The organism is Lacinutrix himadriensis, from assembly GCF_001418105.1.
In the GTDB taxonomy this organism is placed as follows: domain Bacteria; phylum Bacteroidota; class Bacteroidia; order Flavobacteriales; family Flavobacteriaceae; genus Oceanihabitans; species Oceanihabitans himadriense.
In genome coordinates this window covers 1-8,313 of record NZ_LIQI01000002.1, presented here as the reverse complement: position 1 = coordinate 8,313, position 8,313 = coordinate 1, and the positions used below count along the sequence as shown (strand labels likewise).

Here is an 8,313-nt window from a genome sequence, read left to right as displayed (position 1 = left end):
TCGATTTCAAGTTTTTGAAACATCAGTAGCTCGTTCTTTCCAAAATTTAATTCTTATGAATAAATATAGTGAAATTTTTGGATTAGACATTAGCAAAGATGTCTTTGATGTTTATGGTTCAGAGACAGGACATGACCAATTTAAAAATGATGAGAAAGGCTTTGTGAAATTCATAAAAGGCTTACCAGAAAGTGTTTTGGTGGTTATGGAGGCTACAGGTTATTATCATTACAGGTTGGCACAGTTTTTATATAAATCTGGAGTATGTGTGTCTGTTGTAAACCCTTTATCTGTAAAGCGATTTATCCAGATGAAATTAGCCAAAGTAAAGACCGATAAGAGTGATTCTAAAGCCATTTGTGAATATGGACAAATGAATGATGTTCCTCTTTACACAGCTTTAAATGAAGTTCAGAGTGAGTGCTTGCAACTCTTTAGATTGCTGGATAGTTACATAAAATACCGAACGGCATCGAAGAATAAACTTCATGGTGAAGAAACCTTAGGAATACCTTCCAAGTTTGTGTATCGTTCTTTAAAGCGAAACGTTAAGCATTTGCAAAAGGAGATTACCGCGATAGAAGAGCGTCTATTAGATTTAGTTAAACAAGAGCAGCAACATCAACTGACATTATTAAAAAGCATCCCAGGAATGGGTGTGAAAACAGCTTTGTTTTTAATAGTAGTAACTGATGGATTTAAAAAATTTGAAACGGCATCACAACTGTGTAGTTATGTCGGTATTACACCAACTATACGAAAATCAGGAAGCAGTGTTCGCGGACGAAGTAGAATAAGTAAAGTAGGGAATAAGAAACTAAGAAATCTGCTATTTTTATGTGCATTTTCGGCATGTAAGTACAATAAGGCTTGTAGAGAGATTTATGAACGATTGGTGGCCAAAGGAAAGAGTAAAAAACTTGCGTTAATAGCAGTTGCAAATAAGTTATTAAAGCAAGCATTTGCTATTGCTAAATCAGGATTGCCATATTGTGAAAATCACGTTTCAGTATTGCCTAAATAGTAAAGAATTACATAAAATATAAAAGGCTCAAAACAATAAAATTATTTTGAGCCAAAACTAATAATGTCTAAAATTAACGAAGAAAAGAGTTGTTTTTTACCTCAGTTCTTTGTTGTAACACGTTTTTATTTATTCGATTGTTTTTTTGTTCTTTCTCTGATTAATAAAAAAGTCAGAATAATAATAATTCCTATTCCAACTATCAATAATCCGTATTTAAATAATCCTGTCAGAAAAAAGGTCGGAAATCCACTATAACGACCTTTTTCAGATATTTGAACGAGTTCAGATATGATGGTAGAATTCTCCAATAAAAAATAGCAGACAATACAGATTAAACTAATAATGTAAAGTCTCACAATTTTTAGATTCTTTTTATGCATCATTCATTATTCTTTTTCGTTTAGATACTTCAAAAGGTCAATCAGATGTTGTTCCGAATGGGTTTTCATAGAAAAATTAAATTCCCAAAGAGCATCCATTTCACTTGTATTGTGCATTTTCCATTTAACAACTAATAAGTCTTTTATTATATCAGTTAGGTCGTCTAAAGAGTCTCCAATTCCAATTTCCACATACGGTTCCATTTTGTTTAAATCCAAAACAGTACTATACCAATCTAAATCTGTAAAATTAGATTTGACATTTTCTTTTATCTCATTATAATTAAAATCAGGTGCGTCATTATAATCCGTCTCATCTAATTCAAATTCCGAATTTAGATATTCCGAGTAAATTCCAACTAACAGTTTTTTAAGGACATCAATTTTGTCGGTCAATTCCACTTTTGGATTAATTCCGAATTCCGTGATTTTGTCTATTAATTCTCTTAATTTACTCAATGTTTCTTGGTTTGGATAAATGTGTTACAACCGGTCTTGTGTATGAAACGTAGCGTATAAATAAACGCTAACTTTTCGGATTTAGCACGAGCCGAATTTTTAATTTTTATTTTTAATTTTCTTTTTTAAATATAACCAAATTAAAAATTTGGCGTACTTTGTAAATAAGCAAAAACCTCTCGGAAAGCCTATAATAGCTATGTTTTATACACGGTGTTAGCTGTAGTTTTTATTCAGTTTTCCAAAATTCATTCTCCCAAATCCTTTTTTTATTTTCAATCCAGTGCCAAATTTTATTCGACCAAAAACTGCTTATTGTTTTAGTCAATTCATAATTGGTTTCCTTTTCAATAATATTCCATTCATTCGCATTATTCCACTTTCCTGTTTCAAAGTAAATTTTCTTATTATTATCAAAAGTTGCAAAATGAACTAAAGATTTTTCCTTTTTTAATTCATTCAGTTCGATAATCTCAAAGTTCGGATTAGTTGTTTTTAATCCATTTGTGAAACTGTAGAATTTTTTCACTTTTTCAGGAAAATTTAAGTTCAGCTTCTTTTCAATAAATTCAATATTATTAGGACTGATTTTTTCTCCAAAACTATATTCAAAATTAGAATTCAACTTTTTTATTTTTTCAAGTCTTATTCCGATTTTTTCAATTTCCATTCTTTTTTGAGTTTGGTGAGTAATTACAGCTAACGTTGTTGTATAAGAATAGTTGCGGGTTTGTATGCGAGGATTTTCCGAAGGAAAATCAGACGTTACAAACACGCAACGACCTTTGATTAAGCACTAAACCGCAATTATTTTTATACGGTGTTGTGGGTAGTTTTTTATCCAAATATTTGCCAAATAACACCAGCAATTGTTGCTATTCCAACTACAAATGCAATAATTACATTTGCTTTAGACCAACCTGATTCCTTATCTTCCGTTTCGTTTTTAATTGTCTGTTTTCCAATTTTTGATTTCTTATTAATTATCATATTTCCATTATTGATAATTGTTTCCTTTGAGTCCTTTTTTACATTCACGCCTTGCTTCTTTAAATAATCCATAAACTTGTTTCCTTCATCTTCAAACCACTTTAGAAATTCAGGAATATTGTCTTGGCTGAAATCAGGAATAGTTTGTAAATCTCCATCTTCAATTGCAAAGTCACCGTCTTTAATTTGTAAATCGAAATCTTGAGATTCGTTAAACCACTTTTTAAAATATTTTCTAACAGTTGACTTGTCTAAATTTATAAGTCCTTTTTCAATTATCATATCAAGAAAAAAATCGGCTTGGTCAGCCCTTTTTTCAAGGCGTTTGTCAAAGTATTTGTCCCATTCTTTTTCGTCAAGTAATGGGTTTCCTTTAAGTTCCTTTTCTTGGTCGACTAAAAGCGTGACTTCATTAGTAAGAGATTTAATTAAACTCTTTAAATCGAAAATTCCTTTTCTCCATTCAGATTTTATATGTTCTCTGTCTGTTGTTATTATTTTCATTCCACCAATCTTCGTGTCGAAATCAATTTTATTCCAAGAATGAATGTAACCTTGTCTTCCAGGGAATTTTACATTGATAAATGCTGCAACCTCTTTTAAAATATCATCTAATTTTTGATACGTTTCAAGAAGTAAATCTTTATCGCTTTTGGTCAATTCATATTCCAAAGGTGCTGCTCGTAAATGCAGAATTTCCGGAAGATTTTCAGTCCGTTTTAATAATGAATTTAGAATGTTTAAATCTTTCTCGGTCATTTTCTTAAATTACCCACAACGGTTACGTATAAGAATTGTGCGTTTTTGTGTGCGAGGATTTTCCGCAGGAAAATCAGAAGTAACAAAAAAACACTACACTTTGATTAAGCACTAATCTACGCATTATTTTTATGCGATGTTGTAGCCAGTTATTTTTATTCGTTTTATTTGATTTTCGTGATTTATTTCAGTCTTTTCAATTCCATTTTGGTCAAGATTATTAAATATCGTAAAGAAATTTTCATTGTCAGATTCAGATTCTTTTTCTAAAACAAACTCTATTCCTGTAAGCATATCTCCAGTTTCATATTTCTCTCCAGTTTCCACTGATTCACTCAAAAAATTATAGGTCAGAATATTAATTCCAATTATAACCTTATTCAAGTTTTTTGTCAAATCAGAATTCCCGTTTTCTTTCCAGATTAGAGGCATTTCATTTCCCATTCCGTACCAATCCAATTTGTCAGTTAGTTCAAATGAATTAATTGTCAGACTGAATTCATCCAATTGATAAGCAGTAAATTCAAATCTTTTTTCTTCAATATCGAGAACTATTGGTCCATCTGTCAACCATTCGTTTTCTTTAGTATCCCACATTATCCAAAATCGTTCAATTCTTTTTCCGATAAGTTCAGACAGAGTTAATTCAAACTCACTTTTGAAACTTTCAGCTGTGGTATGAAATTTTGGCTTGTATGTTGAAATTCCGAGCATTTTGGTTTAATTGGCTACAACGGTTACGTATAAGAATAGTGCGTTTTTGTGTGCGAGGATTTTCCGAAGGAAAATCAGAAGTAGCAAAAATGTACTGTTCTTTATTTAAGTACTAATCTACGCATTATTTTTATGCGATGTTGTACACAGTATTTTTATTCCACTTTAAGTTTTTCAATTCGTTCTTTTATGTTTTTCCGTTTAATATTTTTCCTTTTCATGTCCAATTCAGTTAGATCAAAATCCATAAATGCACTTTCAGGATTATCAATGTCAAAGTATACTACATGTTTCAATCCAATACAGTTCCGAGTTCTTTCGCAATCTGCATATTTAAAACTATAATTTACAGATTTTGAATATTCAGTTCCATCAACGATGTATTTGAAATTGATATAGTAAGATGCCTCTAAGCCAAGACTATAATGGTTGGTAATTTCTCCAATGACATAATTGTATTCTAGTTTAAGTTGTTCTTCTTTTTTGTCATTTCTAATGGTTTTGAAAATAGAAAATATTACTACAATTATTACAACTGGTATTAAAATACGATTCACTTTTTGGTCAGTCAAATTCAAAATACTATTGAGTGGTTATATTGTGTACAACGGTTTTGTATATGGAAAGTTGCGGGTTTGCGAGCGAGGATTTTCCGAAGGAAAATCAGATGCAAGCAAACAAAGCAACTAACATTGGTTAAGCTAAAACTAGCAATTTTTTATATACGGTGTTAGCTTTTAGTGCTTTTATTTCCGTTTGCTTTCTTGTTGATATTTTGTTTTAAGTCAGCTTTTCAATTCCGCATTTTATGTTTTATTCAACTCGATTTTCATTCCGCAAACTTGCTCAAATTCCGCAATATTTTTAATTCAGATTTTGAGTAAACAATTCCGCAACTTGCTGAATTACGATTGAGTGATATTCCTAGTATCCAATTCAGTATTCGATTCCGCAAACTTGTCTAGAATCGTTTTTATGTTTTTTCATTCGTTATTTTTTGTTCTCTACCGATTAAAAAATATAAAATTGCACCAAAAAAATTAGCGAATAAAACGACTAAAATCCAAACAATTTTATTATTCCCTTTGAATTCGCTTTTTAAAATATCTACAAGAGCAATTATCGTTGGTAAAATCGCAAGAAATAAGACTACTAATATCAGAATTAGTTGCCAAGCACCAATCATTCCAAAATATATCATTTTTTTCTTTTTTTAATTGTTAGTCCTGACGTTTCTCTAGCATTAAAGCTAACGGTTACGTATAAGAATAGTGCGGTTTTGTGTGCGAGGATTTTCCGAAGGAAAATCAGACGTAACAAAAATGCACGAACTCTTGATTAAGCACTAAACTACGCATTATTTTTATGCGATGTTACCTACAGTATTTTTAATTCAGAGTTGTATATATTAAATCCAAGAATAATTTCCGATACATAATTAATTGAAATTTATCTTCTGGAATTTTATTCAGCGCTTCAATTAGATATTCACTATCAGTTTTTAAATTTCCGTAAGCCTCAAATTTATTATGAGCTAAACAAAATTCATATTGCCAACTCGAGTTGTCTAAAATGTTTAATTGTTCAAATAAGTAGCCATAGCAAGATAAATGAGAATTAATCGGAAATAACAAATAAGGGTCAAACCCTAAATCCGATATAAGTTTCTCGAAAAAATCTGGTTTTATTTCTTTCCGACTTGCTTTTTTTAATAATTCCGCATATCCGTTTTTACTTATTTCAGTCAGGTATTTTTCTTTAATTAGTGAATTTTCTAATAAGCTATGAATATTCAGTTTGTAAATCAGTTTACCATAATTCGGTTCAATCTCGTTCACGAGTCGATTGTATTTGATTTCAGAACATAATTCAAACTTTTCGTCCGCAATTAAGTCAGTCGTGTTTTTTGTTGAACCACAAGCCGTGATTAAAGTCAGAATTATTATTTGAAGCAGTTTTTTCAATATTGTAGGTAACGTGTTTGTGTATGAAAAGTTGCGTTTTTGTAAGCGAGGATTTTCCGCAGGAAAATCAGACGAAACAAAAGAGCAACTAACTTTATTTAAGCACTGATGTAGCATTTTTTTATACACGGTGTTGTGCATAGTTTTTTAATTTTCCCAAACAGAATAATCGATAACTTTCCATTTTCCGTTTTCGTTCATCAGTTTTCCATTGCAACCTGCACCTTCTATTTTATAATAAAGTTCAAATTCAGTTGTGTCTTTTGCGATTTCTATTTTGTCAAATACTACATAGTCTTTAATTCCTTCTTTTTCTAATTCTGACATTGAAAGTATTCTAACTTTTTGTCCAAACTTAATTAGATTTAAATTTTTGTCAATCAGTTCCGATTCCAATACTTTTACTGGTAATCTTTCTTTTACCTCTGGATGATAAATCCATTGAAGTTTGGGAAGGTCAAGTATTTTTTGAGCAATCAATTCGGTCTGATTCGATTCCGATTTTATTAATTCCGATTGAGTGATTGAGTTTTCAGAGTAAGATTGGTTTTCGGCTATGGTTTTCGGCGTATTCTTACAGGAAATAAACACTAAAATTATTAATATTATTCTGACTATTTTTTTCATTTCGTGAGTTTTCTCAAATTATGCACAACGGTTACGTATAAGAATAGTGCGTTTTTGTGTGCGAGGATTTTCCGCAGGAAAATCAGAAGTAGCAAAAGTGCACTGTTCTTTGTTTAAGTACTAATCTACGCATTATTTTTATGCGATGTTGGCAACAGTAATTTAACAATCATTTTGAATATATAAAGTTAAATTCCATTCTCCATTTATTTTTTCAAATCCGAGCATTGTAAGTGTTCCTACTTCTTTTAATGTATATTCAGAGTAGAACATATTGTCCGAATAATTGAATGTGTTTTCCCATTTTTCGTCAATTCCAATTTCATTAATAAAGTTCCAATCGTCGAATACCCAATTATCCTTTTTCAAAACATACGTTTCTTCACAAGCTCCGACAACTGCAATTAAATTATCAAAGTCGATATGAGCTTTTTGAAATTCAGAGTTAGAAATAAACTTTCTGCTGAATTCCATAAAGTCATTCGGGATTATTTCTTTGTCAGAGTAAGATTCAGATATTTTACTGTATTTATCCGCTTTGTTAAAAGCTAAATCCCAATCGTATTTTTCAACTTTGCCTTTTTTATACGATTCGTAAACCGAATCCATTTCAATTTTCGTTTCGACTTCTTGAGTAATAGTTTCCGATTTGTGATTTTCAGTTTTTAATTCAGGCTTAATTTCCTCTTTTTTTTGCTTACAAGAGATTATTAATAGAAGTAAAAAAGTTAGTTTAAGTGCTCTCATTTTTTATTGTTGCCAACGGTTTTGTATAAAAAGAGTTGCGTTTTTGCGAGCGAGGATTTTCCGAAGGAAAATCAGATGTAGCAAAAGTGCAACGATTTTTAAAATTAGTTCTAAATATAGCAATTTTTTTTATGCGTTGTTATATACTTTTGCGATAGAGTAGAGTGAGAGCGTTCTGCAAAAATTCAGAAATAGTTTTCCGAAATTTTTAGAGTTGGATTTATCTTTTTAAAACTCAAAAAAATCTCGTAAAGAAAACCAGGTTTTTTCTGCATAAGTGATTTTCCATTTGAGTGATATTTCTGTAGAATTAAATTCAGTATTATATTCAGTTTTCACAAACAACTTAAAGTTCCGCAAACAAGCTTAAATTCCGTTTGAGTGAGATTCAGAGTTTGTTTTTAAATTCAAAGTTTGAGTGAGAAAAAATTCCGATGAATTATGGTTTTAGTAATTCGGTTTTATTAGGAGTTACAATTTCAGAGCAATTGTATATAACGTTGTTGTGTATGGTTAGTTGCGTGGTTAAGCAACTAAGTTAGTAAACTTTAACGAACCTGTGAATATTCCGCAGGAATATTCGCAAGTAAGCTCAATGAAGCAATTAATTATACACGGCTTAAGTTTACATTTTAAATAAAACATT

Annotated in this window: 10 protein-coding genes; 1 reads left to right on the top strand and 9 read right to left on the bottom strand. The window is 30.6% G+C overall.

Annotated elements, in window-relative coordinates:
- The first annotated feature begins 55 nt into the window (after nt 1–55).
- Complete coding sequence (locus AMD28_RS00065) at nt 56–1,024, top strand: IS110 family RNA-guided transposase (RefSeq protein WP_055442124.1); 969 nt, start codon at nt 56–58, stop codon at nt 1,022–1,024.
- A 389-nt stretch (nt 1,025–1,413) separates the two neighbouring features.
- Here the strand turns inward: AMD28_RS00065 and AMD28_RS00055 are convergent, their stop codons facing one another.
- The 9 genes from AMD28_RS00055 to AMD28_RS00015 all read right to left on the bottom strand — a co-directional run bounded on the left by AMD28_RS00055 (nt 1,414) and on the right by AMD28_RS00015 (nt 7,667).
- On the bottom strand, nt 1,414–1,866 hold the full coding sequence (locus tag AMD28_RS00055; protein WP_055442123.1) for a DUF5063 domain-containing protein: 453 nt from the start codon (nt 1,864–1,866) through the stop codon (nt 1,414–1,416).
- A 229-nt stretch (nt 1,867–2,095) separates the two neighbouring features.
- Nucleotides 2,096–2,536, bottom strand: coding sequence for an SMI1/KNR4 family protein (locus AMD28_RS00050; protein WP_055442122.1), 441 nt, complete (start codon nt 2,534–2,536; stop codon nt 2,096–2,098).
- A gap of 167 nt (nt 2,537–2,703) precedes the next feature.
- On the bottom strand, nt 2,704–3,615 hold the full coding sequence (locus AMD28_RS00045; RefSeq protein ID WP_055442121.1) for a hypothetical protein: 912 nt from the start codon (nt 3,613–3,615) through the stop codon (nt 2,704–2,706).
- Between the two features lie 129 nt (nt 3,616–3,744).
- Nucleotides 3,745–4,329, bottom strand: a complete 585-nt coding sequence (locus AMD28_RS00040; RefSeq protein WP_055442120.1) for a hypothetical protein — start codon at nt 4,327–4,329, stop codon at nt 3,745–3,747.
- A 155-nt stretch (nt 4,330–4,484) separates the two neighbouring features.
- Nucleotides 4,485–4,901 (bottom strand): hypothetical protein, encoded by a 417-nt coding sequence (locus AMD28_RS18560; protein WP_055442119.1) that lies wholly within the window; start codon nt 4,899–4,901, stop codon nt 4,485–4,487.
- A gap of 401 nt (nt 4,902–5,302) precedes the next feature.
- A complete protein-coding gene (locus AMD28_RS00030) occupies nt 5,303–5,530 on the bottom strand; it encodes a PLD nuclease N-terminal domain-containing protein (protein ID WP_055442118.1) in 228 nt (75 codons plus the stop codon).
- Nucleotides 5,531–5,717: 187 nt separating this feature from the next.
- On the bottom strand, nt 5,718–6,410 hold the full coding sequence (locus AMD28_RS00025; protein WP_152975497.1) for a hypothetical protein: 693 nt from the start codon (nt 6,408–6,410) through the stop codon (nt 5,718–5,720).
- 30 nt (nt 6,411–6,440) lie between these two features.
- Nucleotides 6,441–6,920: a hypothetical protein gene (locus tag AMD28_RS00020; protein WP_055442116.1), complete on the bottom strand. Its 480-nt coding sequence runs from the start codon at nt 6,918–6,920 to the stop codon at nt 6,441–6,443.
- 162 nt (nt 6,921–7,082) lie between these two features.
- Nucleotides 7,083–7,667 (bottom strand): hypothetical protein, encoded by a 585-nt coding sequence (locus AMD28_RS00015; protein ID WP_055442115.1) that lies wholly within the window; start codon nt 7,665–7,667, stop codon nt 7,083–7,085.
- Nucleotides 7,668–8,313 lie beyond the last annotated feature (646 nt).